This is a genomic window from Bacillus sp. HMF5848 (assembly GCF_003944835.1).
GTDB lineage: Bacteria > Bacillota > Bacilli > Bacillales > HMF5848 > HMF5848.
Genome location: NZ_RWIV01000001.1, coordinates 1701612 through 1719844 on the forward strand (window position 1 = coordinate 1701612; position 18233 = coordinate 1719844).

Here is an 18233-nt window from a genome sequence, read left to right on the forward strand (position 1 = left end):
ATGAAAAGTAAAAAGTGGTTGGCAACTCTTGGTATGACATCTGTTCTTTTTGGAAGCGTTTTAGCAGGTTGTGGAGGGAATGATACAAGTTCAGGAGGCAATACTGAACCAACAACTGAAGGAACAAACAACACAGCAGTAGAAGAACCAGTAACTGTGACTTTAGCAGGTTGGGGAGGGAATGAATCTGAAGCAAAGCTTCTAAAAGAAACGATTGCAGCTTTTGAAGAATCTCATCCAAACATTAAAGTGAATTATGAAGTGATTTCAGATCAATATATGGACGTTATCCAAACGCGCCTTATCGGTGGTGAAGCACCAGACGTTTTCTATCTTGATGCTTTTGAGGCACCTAAATTAATTGCTACCGGTGTATTAGAGCCACTAGATAGCTATGTAACAGAAGAATTTGATGTTGATGATTTTGAAAAGCCTTTATTAGATGCTTTTAAAGGTGAAGATGGTAACTTTTATGGTTTTCCTAAGGATTTCTCAACTTTAGCACTTTTCTATAATAAAACTATGTTTGAAGAAGCAGGCGTAGAAGTTCCAAAAACTTGGGACGAACTTCGCGAAGTTTCAAAGGTACTAACTAAGGGAGAAGACGTATTCGGTTTTGGCGTTGCACCTGAATTAGCACGTCAATACTTTGTGGGCGAGTCTTTAGGTGGACAAATTGTAAAAGATAATATGGCAAACTTCGCTGATTCCAAGGTTGTTGAAGCATTACAACCAATTATTGACCAGCATAATATAGATAAAACATCTGCACAGCCAAATGAAGTTGGCGCAGGCTGGGGAGGAGAAATGTTCGGTCAAGGTAAAGCGGCTATGGTAATTGAAGGGAACTGGGCAATTCCTTACTTACAAGATACATTCCCTGACATTGATTTTGGTACTGCTGAAGTTCCGACTATTAATGGTAAAGAAGGAACGATGGCATATACAGTTGCTTATGTCATGAATAAAGCATCTGATAAGAAAGAAGCTGCTTGGGAGTTGTTATCTTACTTAACAGGCAAAGATGGGATGGAAATTTGGACATCTAAAGGCTTTGCTCTACCTACTCGTAAATCAGTAGCTGAAAAATTAGGTTGGGATAAAGATGAACTACGCGCTCCAATCGTTGCAGGTGCTTCATATGCAACAGTATGGTCTGAAGGGACAAACTTACCAATTATTATGAATAACTTTAACAACCAATTTGTAAGTGCATTCTTAGGTGAACAACCATTAGACAAAGCATTACAATCAGCTCAAGAACAAGCGAATAGTGAAATTGATGCAAACCAATAAATAAACATAGGGGGAGCATTTCTCTCTCCCCCTTCTTTAACATATTGTCGTTTGCCCCTATTCAACTCTTTCTGCTGAAGTAATTGAACTTCAGTAGACAGAGTTGAAATAGTCATTTCACTTCATGTAGATAATGAAGGAGTTGTTTATCATGAAAAAGAAATATTCTAAAAGTTTAATTCGGGAAGCTGGGACAGGTTACTTTTTTATGTCTCCTACCATTTTCGTTTTATTAATGTTTGTAATTGGCCCCATTTTGTACGCTATTTTTCTATCATTTAACAAAGTGCAGTTACTTGGTGGTACATCTTATGATTTTGTGGGACTGAAGAATTTTGAGCGAATCGTAAATGACCAACGTGCATTGATTGCACTTTGGAATACATTTAAATATGTTATTATCGTTGTCCCGACTCAGACGATGTTGGCTCTTATACTCGCAGCTTCACTAAATGCTGGAATGAAGGGACAAAAGTTTTTTAGGATTGTTTATTATTTACCAACCTTAACTTCATCAGCGGTACTAACACTTATTTTTATGTGGATGTACAACAAAAATGGTTTGATTAATCACATACTAGAGTTATTCGGATTACCAACTTATAACTGGATCGGAGACCCTCAAATAGCCTTAACGGCTATTATGATTATGAATATCTGGTCGACAGCGCCATTCTTTATGGTTATTTATTTAGCTGCATTACAAGATATCCCGGATTCGTTATATGAGGCAGCTTCTTTAGATGGAGCTACCGGTATTCAAAAGTTTTTATACGTTACTGTACCTTATTTACGACCAGTTACGTCATTTGTAGTGATTATGGGTATAATTGGGACATTTCAGCTGTTTGATCAATCATATATTTTTTCTGGTGGATCAGGGGGGCCTAATAACTCTACGTTAACTGTTGTATTACTGATTTATCAATATGCATTTAAGACGCTAGGTACGATGGGGTATGCAGCTGCATTAGCGTTTGCATTAGCATTGGTTATTTTATTAGCCACATTAATACAACGCAAATTCTCTAAAGAAGAATCGTTGTATTAAAATGGGAGGGATACTGTTATGAAGAAAACTAGTATTGGTAAAAGTTTTTTATATGTCATTTTAGTATTGTATGCCATTATCACGTTTATTCCATTTCTTTGGGCCTTATCTTCATCTTTTAAAACGTTAGAAGAGATTGTTAGTGGTGCTATTTCATTTATTCCTAAAGATTTTACGTTTGATAACTATAAGCAAATCTTTATTAATCAAGAATTGTTTCCAAGATGGGTGTTTAATAGCTTTGTAATTGCTGGGTCTGTTACAGCTTTAAATCTAATATTTAACTCAATGGCTGGGTATGCATTAGCAAGATTAAGCTTCCCAGGACGCAAATCTTTATTTATCATTATTTTAGCTGTGCTAATGATTCCTGCTCAGGTAACAATGATTCCAAACTATTTAATACTAAAATCGTTAGGATGGCTGAACTCATACCATGGAATGATTGTGCCTACCATGATTAATGCTACATTTATCTTCATGATGCGTCAGTTCTTTATTAATTTTCCTAAAGAGCTTGAAGAAGCAGCTGCTCTTGATGGATTATCAAGAATTGGGACATTTTTTAGAATTGTATTACCTCTTGCCCGACCTGCGCTTGCAGCTCAAGCGATATTTGTATTTATGGGTTCCTGGAATGACTTTTTAAGACCTTTAATTGTATTATCAAGTCCTGAATTATTTACTTTGCCTTTAGGACTTAATACATTTAAAGGGCAATATATAAGTTATTGGAATTTGATTATGGCAGCATCAATGGTGTCAACGCTACCTGTATTAATTTTGTATACTTTCTTAAACAGGTATTTTATAAAAGGAGTTTCTTTTACGGGTGGAAAATAAGATAGTAAAACTAAAAATCAATTGTCATATAAACAAGCGAATTCTCTTGAAAAATTCGCTTGTTTATTTTTATTTGTTGTACGACTTAAAAGTTAGCGAAGGACTTATCAAGATGCTATTACGTATTGGTTACACTCAAAAATATGCGGTAATAAACATTGTCGAAAATTTTTCTTTATAACCAGTTTCAAAATCATCCGAGAACGGTATGTGTTTGTGGAAAAAACACTTTTAGATAACGAAAAAAAAGAATGGCTTATGTTAACATTTTGATTTGTTTTATTCCGTTTCCTCTACGTGTTTTGGTTTAGTAAAGATTTTTCCATTATTTAATTCACACCAATCTAATTCGTCATTTCTTTCCTCCTCACGATAGTGATTGAAGAAATCTTCCTTTTTTTCAAATATTTCCATTACGCCGTTTTCTAATAATGTAATCATTCGATAAGTATTTAATTTAAAAAAATTCGAAACAGCTATTAATTCGCCGATGTGAACTTTGTTTGATATGTTTTCCATTTTTATTGTATCCTCTCCTTTATAGAAAAAAATCTACTTAGAAAAGATTTTGATGTGCCCTTACTAGCACATACTTGTCCTTTATTTTGCAGCCGCAAGCTTAATATATTCTTCTCACATTCAGCCGAGTTTTTTTACATTCATGATAACTAATGTCGGATCTATTGAAGATTCTTAAAGTGTGCACCAAAAGAATCAAATTTATTTTGAGGAGATTGAAAATTAGATTAATTAGATTAAGTTTATTTGGTTTATGCTTAACGAGAGCATAGAATTTACTATACTTTAATGCAACAACGTATGGAAAGACCTTATTTTTGTGTAGCTAAACACAATGCGGATGTAGTAGTTTTACTGAATTTCATTAGTAAACAGAGATGGAAAAGGTGGAATAGGTGCAACAAATATTTAATCTGAATACCAAGTAAAGGAATAGGTCTAGAATTGTTATGATATGGACTAGTAGATATTGTTAAAGATATCATTGTAAATGTTGCAAAGGAGAACAAGATATATTTATGAAGCAGAAGGGTTTGAAGTTATTGAAGAATTCGTAGGAAGTTATAATGGTCATATAATGAAGATAGTACAAATGCTTCTAAAGTTATATTTTTTAAAACATATAGGTACAATTGGTAGAATATGAAGTCATAGAAATATCGAAAGGGCGCAGAGGTTACCCCTCTGCGTTATTGTATAGATTTACTATGTTATTAGCCTTGTCCGTTTCCTGCTTCACAATCGGTTTATATGAAAACTAATCAATCTCTTTTTTTAATATTTCTATTGCTTCAGAAACAGAATCAACAACATATGTTGCTTTTTGCTTTACATCCGGGTGTGCATTCGTCATGGCAAAACTATGTGGAGTTAATTCAAACATAGATATATCATTAAAAGCGTCACCGATACATGCCAATTCTGAACGCTCAATATTCATATCGCTCATAATAGAAGCTATCGCGTTCCCTTTGTTAGTATACTTTGGTGCTACATCAAGAACGTGTTCACCTGAAATAAACGCATCAACGGTATTGGGGAATGTTGAAAGTAAATCAGTGCGTAACGATGATAGTACATCAAAGCTTCCGTTTACAATAAATTTTGAAGGCACAATTGTTTGTCCAACTTTTAAAGGAAGCTGCTTGTCAATTTTTACAGGTGAAAACAGTTTGTGCTCAATTTGCTTTAAGTGGGGATCATCCTGTTCGATAAATTCTTCATCTTCCGTGGAGACAATGGGAACGACGGGAAATGACTTAATGAAATTGAAAATCTCAATAGAAGCCTCTTTAGGAAACGTTGTTGCGTGTAAATGAGTATCATTTTTCAAGTAAGCGAAAGCTCCATTTTGACTAACGCGATGGCATGATGAGCCAATCATATTTATTACTTTCTTAATATCATAGTCTTTTCGGCCAGATGCAATTATTACTTCAACACCCTTTTCTAAAAGATGATGTAAAGCTTCTATGTCAGCTGTTGAAATTTGATTGTGTTCAGTTAGTAAAGTACCATCAAGGTCACATGCAAACAGTTTAATCATTATGTATTCCTCCAAGCAGTTTTTTATCATAAAAAAATGTAAATATAAGAAGGGTAAATAAAATTTTTGTCGAAATATAATTATGATACAAGTAGTATTGTATCAAAACTAGAAAATTTGTAACACTAAAAGAAAACTTATTTAAAAAAGGAGATTTAAAAATGGCAGAAAAAACTTTTACAATAACTAATGATACGGGTTTACATGCTCGTCCTGCTACATTACTAGTTCAAGCTGCTGGCCGTTATGATTCAGAAATTCAACTAGAGTATAATGGTCGTTCAGTAAATTTAAAATCAATTATGGGTGTTATGTCACTAGGTATTCCAAAGGGTGCTACTATTACAATCAAGGTTGAGGGTAATGACGAGCAAGAAGCACTTGATGGGTTAACAGAAGCTATAAAAAAAGAAAATCTTGGCGAATAATAAAGGCTACATACGAGAAGTCAGCAAACATTTTGCTGACTTCTTTTCATCAATAAATATTTATATTATACCCAGAGCTAAAGCGAACGAGTTTCTTTTATGTTATAGCTTGTTGAACTGATGACTCTCTATTCCTATCTAAAATAAGCCATAATGGTCTTAATCAAGCTTAGAATGAATGGAGTTAGTTTATATGGTTTTTAGTTACCGAATGGGTTTTTCCATTCCATCAAAACAGCATGATTCAATGATTCTTCGTCCTCTAAGTAGTTTTCAACTGCTTTAACGGGTGTTCTGCCGCAGCGCAATAGAAACGTCATAACGGGATCTTGAATAGTGCCTTTTATTACTTCATTTACATATTCTTCAATTGATAATTTGTCACTAAATTTATGATAGGATGGTACCCTTCCTCCGCCTAATAGGCGTTTTAGATGTTTATGTACTACAACGTCATACATTGAAAACATAAGCCATTTACCTAAACCAAGCTTCCGGTAGGCGGGTGATACACATATATCAACAACGTATAATGTATTTCCATCAGGGTTATGATTACGAATATATCCATTATTCGTAATGTCTTCCCAAGAATGATCAGGGTCAGATGGTTCATAATTAACTAGTAACCCTGTCATTGATCCGCAAATATGGTCATCTACCTCAATACATAATGCTCCTTCAGGGAATAACTCCACATGATTTGCAAGCTGCGTTTCATTCCACCATAACTCAGAGGGGAATGGAGGGGGAAAGCTCTCTTTCTGCACACGGATTAAATCATCAAAATCATCATGTTTGTAAGAACGAATTATTGTTTTGCGTGGTTTTGTACCATCAAAAACAAAGAACTCTTTTTTATAGCTCATAATAATCACCTCAAAAAAATATTTTAACATATAGCATAAAGTTAGTAGTAATTAAAAGAAGTTCATTTTAGATGATAATTTCCACTCTTCTAACACAATCTATACTTAAAGGAGTTGAGTGTATGCGAGAACGTGATGTTTCAACGGGTGAAGTGCATGCGCATCCTGATGGAGAACACGAAAATATCATCCAGGATTCGGGAGCATATAGTCATAATATCGGCATTGCTATTGAAAAGAAAAAACAGCCCTTTCAAGCTAAATTACAACCAGACGAAAATATGAAAGATTTTTCAAAGTTGATGGAATAAGAGAGCATTGTATATATATTCCTACCACAGTCAGTTGCGCTGTGGTATTTTTTATGTATACAGGGAAAGGAAGGTGTGTTGTTTAATGAATAATAGAATTGGATTTATAGGTACCGGTGTGATGGGGAGAAGTATGGCTATTAATTTAATTAAAGCGGGTTATGAGGTGTCAGTGTATACTAGAACTCCTGAAAAAGCAAAGGTTGTAATTGAGGCAGGTGCTACATGGGCTCAATCCCCAGCGGAAATTGCTAAAAATAATAATGTTGTTATAACTATTGTAGGGTATCCAAATGATGTGGAGGAAGTGTATTTAGGAGAACAAGGTATTCTTCACCATGCATTGAGTGGTACGTATGTAATTGATATGACAACGTCAACCCCTTCTTTAGCGCAAGAAATTTTTGAGGAAGCTGATAAAAGAGGTATATATTCCCTTGACGCACCAGTGTCAGGTGGAGATATAGGTGCTAGAGACGCTCGTTTGTCTATTATGGTTGGAGGCGATGAAGGAGCCTTTGAAGCAATGAAGCCGATATTCGAAGTGCTTGGTCAAAATATTGTTTATCAAGGTCCGGCAGGCAGTGGTCAACACACAAAGATGTGTAACCAAATTGCCATTGCTTCTACAATGCTTGGTGTAAGCGAAGCAATGTCTTATGCAACAAAATCGGGATTAGATCCAGAAAAAGTCCTACAAACAATTTCACAAGGAGCAGCGGGAAGTTGGTCTTTATCAAACTTAGCACCGAGAATGATTCAGAGCGACTTTGAACCAGGATTTTTCATAAAGCATTTTATCAAAGATATGACAATTGCATTAGAAGAGGCAGAGAAGATGAGCTTACAAACACCTGGGTTAAAGCTTTCAAAAGAGCTATATGATATTCTTGCAAGTCGAGGGGAAGAAAATAGCGGGACACAAGCATTATATAAGTATTACTTTAAATAAAAAGGTGCTCTCCTATTAGTTTTACCAAATAGGACAGCTTTTTAACGTTTTTTTACTTAGATTAGTGTTTAGTTCAATCGCCTAGCCAGTTTTTCATCTATGAATAATCTTCCTTGAGTATCTTGTGAAAAGGATGATATGAATATAATGCTTTTCACAGCTCGAGGTCTTAAGCCACCCCTGTCCGGAGGGAAAGCCCTTCCTTCGGGGGGCTTAAGGCTGATCGGGCTGAACAAGGCGCTTGCGCTTTTCTAATAATGTTTCTTAGTATTTCACTTTCACTACGTGCACCCATAATTGTTTTGAACATAGTTTATAGCATGGAAGGGAAAGGAGAGCTAGCTTCATGGAAATGTCAATATCAATCGGTACAAACTCATTTTCTATGTTTGGAGAATTAGAACAATATTTTGATCAGTTTAGACAAAATACAATAGGACACGGACAAATTTTTCAAACCCCATATGGTGAATTTCCACTTATATATGCCGATTGGACAGCAAGTGGTAGATTGTACAAACCGATTGAGAACAAGTTATTATCCAACATAGCGCCTTTCTATGCCAATCCACACAGTGAAGAAACAATTACTGGAAAGCTCACAACAGCTGCTTACGAAAAAGCACGTCAAGTTATAAAAAAACATGTAAATGCAAGAGAGAGTGATATACTCATATGTGAAGGTTCGGGTACAACCGCTGCTGTGAATAAATTACAACGTATACTCGGTCTGAGGCTTCCAGATCAACTTATTTCATCTGTTAACTTACCAATGAGAAAACGTCCAGTTGTTTTTGTCACACATATGGAGCATCATTCCAATGAGATTTCTTGGAGAGAAACAATTGCTGACGTCGTTCAGGTGAGACCTAACAAAGAGGGCCTTCCCGACTTAGGGCATTTAGAGGAGCTATTACAGCGATATGAGAATAGGGAAGCGAAGATTGGGGCTTTTACCGCGTGCTCTAATGTAACAGGTATCATGACTCCTTATCATGAGATGGCTAGAATTTTACACAAATATAACGGTGTTTGTTTTATTGATTTTGCTACATCAGCCCCCTACGTTGATATTGATATGCATCCAAGTGATGAAGAAAAGCTTGATGCAATTTATTTTTCTTGTCATAAAATGCTAGGTGGTCCTGGAGGGACGGGCGTTTTAATATTTTGTTCTTCTTTATATAATCGGATGACACCCGATCATCCAGGTGGAGGTACAGTCCTTTGGACTAACCCTTGGGGAAAGCATCAGTACTTAAGTAATATAGAGAAACGTGAGGATGGCGGAACTCCCCCTGTTTTACAGACTATTAAAGCTAGTTATGCCATTCAATTAAAAGAACAAATGGGGAGTAAGCACATGTATAATCGTGAAAAGGAGCTCATAGCTCTTTTACTAGATAATCTAGTGTCAACCCCTGGTATCTACGTGTTTGCTGCAGAACGTATTGAGAGATTAGGGATTGTTTCTTTTGTAGCAAAAGACATTCATTATAATTTATTTGTGAAGCTATTAAATGATCGCTATGGTATTCAAGCTAGAGGAGGATGTTCATGTGCTGGTCCGTATGGCCATTACTTATTTTCAATAAATAAACAATCTTCTAAATTGATGACCGATTATTTAGATCAGGGAGAACAATCTGCTAAGGTTGGCTGGGTTAGGTTATCAATTCATCCTACTATGACTAACTATGAAATATACACAATTATTAATGCAATAAAAGAGATAATGAAGTTTAAAGACAAGTGGTGCGATGATTATGTCTACAATGAAAAAACAAATCACTTCACCCACAAAAAAGAGCTTGTAACGTAATGTTACAAGCTCCATTTTTTAATAGCAGTTTCGAAACGATCTAAGCCCTTTTCTAATGTATTCATGGAGCAAGCATACGAAATTCGAATGTAGCCCTCGCCCCAGTTCGAGAAGGCACTACCAGGTACAACAGCAACACCTGCTTCTTTAACAAGTTTTTCAGCAAAATCAAAGGAGTTAAGCTGAAACTTTTCTATTGAAGGAAATATGTAAAATGCCCCGGTAGGCTTTGTAGTGTCTATGCCCATATTAACAAGACGGTTATAGACGTAATCCAGTCTATTTGTATATTCTCGTTTCATATTAATGGCATCGTTTTGTCCGACGGTTAGGGCTTCTAGTGCAGCAAATTGACTAACTGATGACGTACAGCTTACATTATATTGATGAACCTTTAACATGTGCCTCGTAATAAATTCAGGTGCCATTGCAAAGCCAACGCGCCAGCCTGTCATGGAGTGTGATTTAGATAGCCCGTTAATTACAATGGTCTGTTCTCTGAGCACTTCCGCAATGGATGTATGGGTGCCTTCATACGTAAGTTCGCTATAAATCTCATCTGATAAAATAAAAATATCTCTACCTTTTAAAAGTGTCGCTATGTCAGCTATTTCTTGTTGAGATAACGTTGCACCGGTAGGATTTGATGGATAAGGCAAAATAATGCAACGAGTCTTCTCTGTTATGTGTTTTTCAATAAGGTCAGCTGTAAGTTTAAAGCTATGTTCGGATGTATCTATATACATTGGAACACCACCACTCAACTTTATCAGTGGTTCATAGCCAGGGTATATTGGGACAGGAAGAATAACTTCACTTCCAGGCTCGAGTATAGTTCGAAATGCAATGTCAATAGCTTGGCTTGCACCGACTGTTGTTATTATTTCATTCTCGGGGTTGTAGTTAAGATTATATTTATTTTGGAAAAAATGACTAGCTGCTTGTCTTAATTCGAGTACGCCAGCATTGTGTGTATATGTCGTGTGATTTTCTTTAATGGCATTTATTCCTGCCTGTTTAACGTGGTTTGGTGTAGGAAAGTCAGGCTGTCCAATTGTAAGTGACACAACATCATTATAATTAGCAACCATGTTAAAAAATTTACGAATCCCTGAGATTTGAATGTTTTGAACATTTTTATTAATAAGTTGCTCCATATTTAAATCAGTTCCTTCTAGCGAATATAGTAAAGAAAAAGCTGGTTGTGCATGACAACCAGCTTAGTTTAATTATACAATATTAATATCCAAAATCCCAATCTATTTCATCATTATACCAGAAGCATCGAGAGTATTTATATACTTCTTTAAGCTGATCGAAAAAGGATTTTTCAATTCCTTCAAAAATATGTTTTCGGTTATCAGCATCAATAACAATAGCTGTTCCTTTCATATCGGCACCTCAATGTTTACATATTTAAAGACTCACATTGAAGATTTTATAAGGAATATTAGAAAGCGTCTATAGATGATCAGTAATGTTCATAGTATTGCCATAATGCAAACGTATACAGACGGTTTATAAAGATTCAAGTATCGATTCATTCCCATGATAACAGCTTTTGAACTTAGATTTACAAATCTTTTTAACGTTTGCCGCTGTTTCACTAATCATATCTAATGTCGTAAAGATTTGTTGTTTGTTTGTGATAACAGCAATAGATATCGCAACAGTAGAGCTCTGCTCGTCTATAGAAATTGCGGGGGATTCATCATATAAAGATTTTACTACATTATCAAAGTCTAAAATAATAGATTCACACAAAGATTTGTAATTGTGATGGTTAATAAGAGCAATAAAGTCATCGCCACCAATGTGACCAACGAATGCACCGTCTTGTTCATGCAGGGATATGTTTTTACAGATAATGTTTGCTGTTTCCTTTATGAGTTTGTCACCCTTCTGAAAGCCGAACGTATCGTTATATGCTTTGAACTTGTCAAGGTCAATATATAAAATGCTAAATGGTGAATCTGAATTTAGAACATTATTTAAATTTTGTTCAATTAATAGGTTACCAGGAAGACCGGTTAATGGACTGGCATATTTTGCAGCACTAATTTGGGTTTCGGCAAATTTAATTAACAAATTTCGAATGCTAATAGTTCCTTTATATTGATTATTTAGTGTAACGATTACAAAGTCATACAAATGCTTTTGTGCTCGTTCCATTGCTAATCTACTAACATCTGTTATTGGCATATAGAAGTCTACAACCAATGGATTTTTATCCATAATTAAATCTATTCTTCGACCCATGAAGACATCAAAACCATAGCGGGTTGAAAGCTTCTCGAAAAAATGAGTACGCATAACTAACCCTACAGGATAATCGTTATCTACCACTACAATGCCATCAATATTTGAGTCTTTATCAAAGGTGTGACTTACTTCAAAGCTTTTTACACTGCTTGTGATCACGGGAACATTTTCCACTATTTCACCAATATGCGTTGTCAATGTCGTTACACTCCTAACAGGGACATCCTGTTACTATTGTACTATAAGTCAGGGGGGAGTAACTGTAAAATTAGTGTAAATTTGTTTGTGAATATTTACTATTGAGTGAGTATAAACAGAGTTTCCTCAGAATTAAGAGCGGTGACATATGAAATTTGGTAGCCAATTCTAAGAAATTGTGCAATCGTTTCTGCACATGTTACATGCACCGGTTCCATAGGGGCATGTATACTAGAGGAAATTCTTAAAAAGCGATTATTCTTAATATCACACGTAATCATTACGACATGCTTACCAACCCAGGCTGAACCTATCATAGAGTTTCTATTCATGTATATCAACTCCTCGTTATAAAAAAGTTTTCTTTTTAGTTATTATGTGTAAAATGGCCTCTTTGCTATAGTATAGGTAACTAGTTATTACAATGTTCATGTTTATGAATATAAAAAGGTGAGGGAGTATGAAAATTGTATTATGTAGGAATAGATTTATCTGGCCCAGCCAACAAAAAAGATACATCTTTGGCAGTTTTTTGTGAGATACATAAAAAGGTTGTTTATAAGTGTTTATACAAGAATGTATCAGATTGTGATATTTTTGAGATTATTGGAGGCTTAGTTAAGCAGGGAAAAGTGAATATTGCTATTGATGCGCCTTTATCGTATCAGGATGGAGGAGGAGATAGAGCACAAGATAAAGAATTGAGAAAAGTTATAAAAGATTTAGGAATGAAAAGTGGGTCAATCATGCCACCAACTTTAACAAAAATGGTATATATTACTTTACGTGGCATGTATTTAGCAAGTTTACTTAAAAATGAATATAATAAACAAATCGAAATTGTTGAAGTTCACCCCGGAGCCGTTTTAGCTTTCCGTCTTACGCCGTCCACTCGTCATTTATTAGCATACAAGCAATGTGATAATTATTACGAAGAAATACTTCAGCACATTTTCTTCTTACATGAAAGTGGACTAGAGACTAAGCATATTGAATCTAATCATGATTTAGATGCTTGTTTAGCGGCTTTCGCTTGCTATGAATATAAAGAAAGACGCCATAAATGGATATATCCTGCGCAACCACCGTTTCATCGTTATCCACTAATATGTTAGTGCCAGGCGGATAAGGCCTGGCACAGTTTTTAAGTTCTGTATAAATAATCATCCATGTCTAAGTATTTGTGCCAAAACATAAAGTCTTAAGCTACTTAAGGAACATAACTCGTCCCGCTAGTCTGCTTTGTAGGGGGACATGTTAAAAGGGTTGAACCTTGAGTGCCGTCCCTTGTGCTTTCTAATATTACAGCGTTAATCGTGGTTGCTGAGCAGCAAGTTTGCCTTCTTCCACATTCACTTTTGTTAACAAGTAAATACCAATCAAAAAGAAGAGAACTAAGGATACAATACCAAATCGACTTGATCCTGTAAGTTGTCCGACTAATGCAAATAAAAATGGACCGAAAATGGCTGAAAACTTACCCATAATACCATAAAAGCCAAAAAACTCTGCGTTACGATTCAATGGAACCATACTTCCAAAGATTGAACGACTTAATGCTTGGGCACCACCTTGAACGAAACCAACTGATGTTGCTAGTATATAAAAATGTAAAGCAGACGACATGAAATAACCAAAAATAACAATTGCTGTATAGACCCATAATGCGAGTATTAATGCACGTTTAGCAGTAATCTTTGAAGCCAACCAGCCAAACAAGAATGAAAAAGGAATACCGACAAATTGTGTGATTACTAACGCTGCAATTAAATCTGTAGAGCCTATACCTATATCTTTACCGTAAATAGTTGCCATTTTGATAATTGTGGAAATTCCATCATTAAATAACCAAAATGCAATAAGAAATATGAATAATTGCTTATAATGGCGGATTTCTGTAAATGTGTCTTTTATTCTAGCGAATCCAATTATTATGTATTGTCCCTTTTGTGTTTGAGTTGGTAGCTTTCTTTCTTTTACATGTCTAAAAAGAGGGATTGAAAATACGAACCACCAGAGTCCAACAGTAACAAAAGAAATCTGAGTAGCGACAAGTGTATTAGGTAGAAAAAATAAACTAGGCTTCATTATCATTGCTAAATTGACAATTAATAATAGACCTCCACCTATATATCCGAATGCAAAGCCTCTTGCTGATACTTTATCAATATTCTTTTCTTCTGCAATTTCCGGTAAGAAAGCATCATAAAAAACGTTAGCCCCCGAAAACCCTACGGTACCTAAAATCATCAATAGAGATGCAAATATAAATTGCCCTTCACCGATAAAGTACATGAGAATCGTGGCAATTATACCCATGTAGGCAAAAAAGCGAAGGAATTGCTTTTTGGAGCTACTGTAATCTGAGATTGCTCCTAATATTGGTGCTAGTATTGCAACAATTAAAGCAGCGATGGCTGAGGAGTAACCATAATAAGAACTTGCCAATGATTCTGTAGCTCCTTTTGCAGCAACGTCATAATAAAAAACTGGAAATACTGCTGCCATAACAGTAGTTGCAAAAGCAGAGTTAGCCCAATCATACATTGTCCAACCGAAAATCGCTTTTTTATTTTTCATAAGACCTCCAAGTGTATTTTTCTTTTAGCTTAGCAAATCATAGCCAAAAATCTACTAGTTTTGCAAAAAATTATTATAAATTTAATATTTCAAGTGAAGAAGCAATATTATGGAGTGCAGAACCTGAACTAAAGAGAAAAAAGGTCCTATACAACCCAGTTTTAAGTGCGAGGTTAATATTTGTCTTGGCCTTAGGACGTAATTCAAAAAAATACTAACTTAGCTGCCACCGTATTTTGCAATATATATATATAAAGAATTGTGAGTACAAACCTTCCTTTCTCGCAAAATTCGACATATAATATAATTAACACAACTCCAATCAGGAAGGACGTTACGGATGGATTCGAAAAAAGGTATATTACTAGAGAGTGGTACTAATGAATTAGAAATTGTTGAGTTTACTATAGGTAACAATAAATTTGGCATTAATGTTATTAAAGTAAAAGGAATTATTAATCCTATACCAGTAACAAAAATCCCTCATGCTCATCCTAATGTTGAGGGTATAATTGAATTAAGAGGCGAAGTTTTACCAGTGGTTAATTTGATAAGTGCCCTTGGTCTTTCGGCCTCTACAGACTCTTCACATGATAAATTTATCGTATCTGAATTTAACAAGCAGAAGATTGTATTTCATGTTAATAATGTTACGCAAATTCATCGTATTTCATGGGAACAAATAGAAAAACCATCTGATTTATACCAAGGTTTAGAATCTCATGTAACAGGAGTTATTAAACTAAATGATGAGATGATTTTACTTCTCGATTTTGAAAAAATTATTTTTGATATAAACCCTAATGCAGGCTTTAATGTAGATAAAATAAAGAATGCAACGACAGTTGATCGCTCAAAAAAATCGCTTGTTGTTGCTGAGGATTCACCAATGCTTCGTAAACTTCTATTCGACACTTTGAGTGAAGCCGGTTATAGCAACTTAGAGTTTTTTGAGAATGGTAAAGACGCTTTACATTACTTAGAAAGTATTGCCGATAAGGATGTAACATCACATGTTCAACTAGTTATTACTGATATTGAAATGCCTCAGATGGATGGACATCATTTAGCTAGACGTATTAAAGCTGATAATAGATTGAGTAAGCTCCCGGTTGTTATCTTCTCATCGCTTATTACAGACGACTTACGTCATAAAGGTGAAGTAGTAGGTGCAAATGCTCAAGTTAGTAAACCAGAAATTGCTGAATTAGTAGATATGATTGATAAATATATTTTATAAAACGAAAAAACCTTGTGAATATTAATTCACAAGGTTTTTGCACTAATAAGGGTTATAGACTATGTCTAGCTCAAAATTTTAGATATTTGCACTTACTATAAATAAGATTGTCCTAGCCTTTTAAATACAGGTTTTTGATACGTTGGCCTGCGTCTTTGTGGTTTGCTTTCTTCTACGCCTACATACTTAATTAGTATAGATTTTGCCAATGACAAAGACATATGGACTTTAGGGTTTCGATATGAGTTATTTAATGTTCCTAAGTGTGGAAGCTTAGAGAAGTCATCTTTTGTAGGAGGCATATGGAAGTAAAATCCTCCTAATGAAACAAGAACATCAGATTGCTGTTGGCTATTTCGTGGGTTGCGAGAGAAGTGTAACCCTTCTTTCTTAGCTTTACCTTCAGCTAATAATTTTTCTAATGCTTTTCGTTTTAATGTATATAGAAATTTAGGGTCGGGTGCTGTTTTAGCATGACGGTTTACAATGAAGATTGCTTTTGCGAGGTCTTCAGGCGTAGCTATTGTTGAAGAGGGTTTGCTATCTTTATCGTATTTACTCACAGTGTTCGCTCCTTTCGTTTCTCATAATTATTATACAACCTTGTGATAAAAATGCAACCATATTTGTTGATAATTTCACAATTATCTAACAACTTTAACAAAAATAAACGACGAGTCTAAAATTTACAAGGTTTTAAAAAATGAAAAAAATTGAATATGATATAATAACGTTATTATACAAATAAGAAAAAAGGATGTTTTAATTGCAAACTAAATTCGCCATTATAGACATAGGTTCGAATACAATACGATTAGTCATTTACGATTCTGATGAAAGTGGTCGGTTCAAAGAGATTGAAAATATTAAGCAAGTAGCTCGTTTACGTGACTATTTACTACCTAGTGGTGTGTTGTCTGAGATTGGTATAAATTTATTAGTTCAAACTTTACGAACTCATAGAGATATTATGAACCATCATTTTGTTACAAATGTTATTTGTGTTGCTACTGCAACAATACGTCAATCCAGAAATCAGGCTTCTATTATTACAACAGTTGAAGCTGAAACAGGTTTTAGTTTGAGAATTTTATCAGAATACGAAGAAGCGTTTTATGGATTTTTAGCTGTTAACAATTCTACTCCTTACACAGAAGGTATTACAATTGATATAGGTGGAGGAAGTACGGAGATTACATATTTTAAAAACCGCGAATTGATAGCCTATCATAGTTTCCCGTTTGGAGCTTTATCCTTGAAACGTCAATTTGTTGAAAGTGATATTCCAACTGAAGAGGAAAGGACAAAGCTATTGGCGTTTGTTCGAGAACAGCTCGGTATGCTCCCATGGTTGACAGATCGACGTTTACCAATCATTGCAATAGGTGGTAGCGCACGAAACTTAGTGCAGGTTCATCAATTTCTCGTACAATACCCTGTTGCGGGTCTTCATCTATATGAAATGAATGGGCAGGATATTGTAGATAGCTTAGCTTTTATGCAATCTCAATCATTTGAAGATCTTCAAAAGCTTGAGGCCCTTTCAAAAGATAGAGCTGATATTATATTACCAGCCGTTCAAGTATTTCATGCATTATATGAAGAGTCTTCTGCTTCCATGTTTGTTTTAAGTCGAAAAGGCTTACGAGATGGAATTTTTTATGAGCAATTATTAAAACCGCTGTCTATTCAATATTTTCCTACTATTTATGAAGAAAGCAGCTTTGAACTTCAGCAGGACTTTAATATTGATTTGCAATACACTTTGTCCAGTTTAAGTTTAGCTAATAAGGTATTCACCCATTTAAAAGAAGAGGGGATTGCATCTTTAACAGAGGGAGACGGTCTATTGCTTCGGAAAGCAGCCTTAGCGTTTTATTTAGGGTCCTACATTGATGCAGAGGCATCGAGTCAGCATACATTTTATTTATTAGCAAACCGAACGATAGACGGTCTTCGACATCGAGACAGAGTAAAATTAGCTCTAGTAGCTTCTTATAAAAATAAGCAAGTATTTAAGCAATATATTAGTCCTTTTAAAAACTGGTTTACGAAGACAGAACAGAAAAAGCTGCGATTACTTGGTTCTATTTTAAAGGTTGCTTACAGTATGAATGCTACAAAGCGAAATATTGTCGACGATATTTCAATGTATCAGGATGAAAACAGCGTTATTTTTGACGTGTTTTGTAATAAAAATCCTATGGCTGAGGAATATCAAGTGGAAAAACAAAAAAAGCATCTAGAAAAATGTATTAAAAGAAATATATTATTTAATTTTACAGTGTGAAGAAAAAAGATGATTATCAACAATAA

General features: G+C 34.9%; 19 protein-coding genes. 10 read left to right on the top strand and 9 right to left on the bottom strand.

The window, feature by feature from the left end:
• The 3 genes from EJF36_RS08045 (at position 1) to EJF36_RS08055 (ending at position 3190) form a co-directional block, all read left to right on the top strand.
• On the top strand, positions 1-1296 hold the full coding sequence (locus EJF36_RS08045) for an ABC transporter substrate-binding protein (RefSeq protein WP_125905817.1): 1296 nt from the start codon (positions 1-3) through the stop codon (positions 1294-1296).
• A 151-nt stretch (positions 1297-1447) separates the two neighbouring features.
• On the top strand, positions 1448-2347 hold the full coding sequence (locus EJF36_RS08050; protein WP_125905818.1) for a carbohydrate ABC transporter permease: 900 nt from the start codon (positions 1448-1450) through the stop codon (positions 2345-2347).
• Between the two features lie 18 nt (positions 2348-2365).
• Positions 2366-3190, top strand: coding sequence for a carbohydrate ABC transporter permease (locus EJF36_RS08055; protein ID WP_125905819.1), 825 nt, complete (start codon positions 2366-2368; stop codon positions 3188-3190).
• A 279-nt stretch (positions 3191-3469) separates the two neighbouring features.
• Here the strand turns inward: EJF36_RS08055 and EJF36_RS08060 are convergent, their stop codons facing one another.
• Both EJF36_RS08060 and EJF36_RS08065 read right to left on the bottom strand, forming a co-directional pair.
• Positions 3470-3709, bottom strand: coding sequence for a hypothetical protein (locus tag EJF36_RS08060; RefSeq protein ID WP_125905820.1), 240 nt, complete (start codon positions 3707-3709; stop codon positions 3470-3472).
• 757 nt (positions 3710-4466) lie between these two features.
• Positions 4467-5255, bottom strand: coding sequence for an HAD family hydrolase (locus tag EJF36_RS08065; RefSeq protein WP_185806858.1), 789 nt, complete (start codon positions 5253-5255; stop codon positions 4467-4469).
• Positions 5256-5416: 161 nt separating this feature from the next.
• On the opposite strand from EJF36_RS08065, the gene EJF36_RS08070 reads away from it, so the two are divergent.
• Positions 5417-5683 (top strand): phosphocarrier protein HPr, encoded by a 267-nt coding sequence (locus EJF36_RS08070; protein WP_125905822.1) that lies wholly within the window; start codon positions 5417-5419, stop codon positions 5681-5683.
• 200 nt (positions 5684-5883) lie between these two features.
• Here EJF36_RS08070 and EJF36_RS08075 read toward each other — a convergent pair whose 3' ends face one another.
• On the bottom strand, positions 5884-6552 hold the full coding sequence (locus EJF36_RS08075) for a GNAT family N-acetyltransferase (protein WP_125905823.1): 669 nt from the start codon (positions 6550-6552) through the stop codon (positions 5884-5886).
• Positions 6553-6674: 122 nt separating this feature from the next.
• On the opposite strand from EJF36_RS08075, the gene EJF36_RS08080 reads away from it, so the two are divergent.
• The 3 genes from EJF36_RS08080 (at position 6675) to EJF36_RS08090 (ending at position 9637) form a co-directional block, all read left to right on the top strand.
• Positions 6675-6863: a hypothetical protein gene (locus EJF36_RS08080; protein ID WP_125905824.1), complete on the top strand. Its 189-nt coding sequence runs from the start codon at positions 6675-6677 to the stop codon at positions 6861-6863.
• Between the two features lie 85 nt (positions 6864-6948).
• Complete coding sequence (locus EJF36_RS08085; RefSeq protein ID WP_125905825.1) at positions 6949-7815, top strand: NAD(P)-dependent oxidoreductase; 867 nt, start codon at positions 6949-6951, stop codon at positions 7813-7815.
• Between the two features lie 346 nt (positions 7816-8161).
• Complete coding sequence (locus EJF36_RS08090; protein ID WP_125905826.1) at positions 8162-9637, top strand: aminotransferase class V-fold PLP-dependent enzyme; 1476 nt, start codon at positions 8162-8164, stop codon at positions 9635-9637.
• A gap of 2 nt (positions 9638-9639) precedes the next feature.
• Here EJF36_RS08090 and EJF36_RS08095 read toward each other — a convergent pair whose 3' ends face one another.
• From EJF36_RS08095 to EJF36_RS08105, 4 genes are all read right to left on the bottom strand, one after another.
• On the bottom strand, positions 9640-10794 hold the full coding sequence (locus EJF36_RS08095; RefSeq protein ID WP_125905827.1) for an aminotransferase A: 1155 nt from the start codon (positions 10792-10794) through the stop codon (positions 9640-9642).
• A gap of 82 nt (positions 10795-10876) precedes the next feature.
• Positions 10877-11029 carry a hypothetical protein gene (locus EJF36_RS21475; protein ID WP_185806859.1) on the bottom strand — a complete coding sequence of 51 codons (153 nt, stop codon included), beginning with the start codon at positions 11027-11029 and terminating at the stop codon, positions 10877-10879.
• 126 nt (positions 11030-11155) lie between these two features.
• Positions 11156-12097 (bottom strand): GGDEF domain-containing protein, encoded by a 942-nt coding sequence (locus tag EJF36_RS08100; protein ID WP_125905828.1) that lies wholly within the window; start codon positions 12095-12097, stop codon positions 11156-11158.
• Positions 12098-12195: 98 nt separating this feature from the next.
• On the bottom strand, positions 12196-12429 hold the full coding sequence (locus EJF36_RS08105) for a hypothetical protein (protein ID WP_125905829.1): 234 nt from the start codon (positions 12427-12429) through the stop codon (positions 12196-12198).
• A 135-nt stretch (positions 12430-12564) separates the two neighbouring features.
• Between EJF36_RS08105 and EJF36_RS08110 the strand changes: the two genes are divergently transcribed.
• A complete protein-coding gene (locus EJF36_RS08110; RefSeq protein WP_125905830.1) occupies positions 12565-13212 on the top strand; it encodes a DUF429 domain-containing protein in 648 nt (215 codons plus the stop codon).
• Between the two features lie 187 nt (positions 13213-13399).
• On the opposite strand, the gene EJF36_RS08115 is transcribed toward EJF36_RS08110, so the two are convergent.
• Complete coding sequence (locus EJF36_RS08115; protein ID WP_125905831.1) at positions 13400-14677, bottom strand: MFS transporter; 1278 nt, start codon at positions 14675-14677, stop codon at positions 13400-13402.
• A gap of 340 nt (positions 14678-15017) precedes the next feature.
• On the opposite strand from EJF36_RS08115, the gene EJF36_RS08120 reads away from it, so the two are divergent.
• Complete coding sequence (locus tag EJF36_RS08120; RefSeq protein ID WP_125905832.1) at positions 15018-15917, top strand: chemotaxis protein; 900 nt, start codon at positions 15018-15020, stop codon at positions 15915-15917.
• A 95-nt stretch (positions 15918-16012) separates the two neighbouring features.
• Here the strand turns inward: EJF36_RS08120 and EJF36_RS08125 are convergent, their stop codons facing one another.
• On the bottom strand, positions 16013-16480 hold the full coding sequence (locus EJF36_RS08125; protein ID WP_260471854.1) for a YkyB family protein: 468 nt from the start codon (positions 16478-16480) through the stop codon (positions 16013-16015).
• 203 nt (positions 16481-16683) lie between these two features.
• Between EJF36_RS08125 and EJF36_RS08130 the strand changes: the two genes are divergently transcribed.
• Complete coding sequence (locus EJF36_RS08130; RefSeq protein ID WP_125905833.1) at positions 16684-18207, top strand: Ppx/GppA family phosphatase; 1524 nt, start codon at positions 16684-16686, stop codon at positions 18205-18207.
• Positions 18208-18233 lie beyond the last annotated feature (26 nt).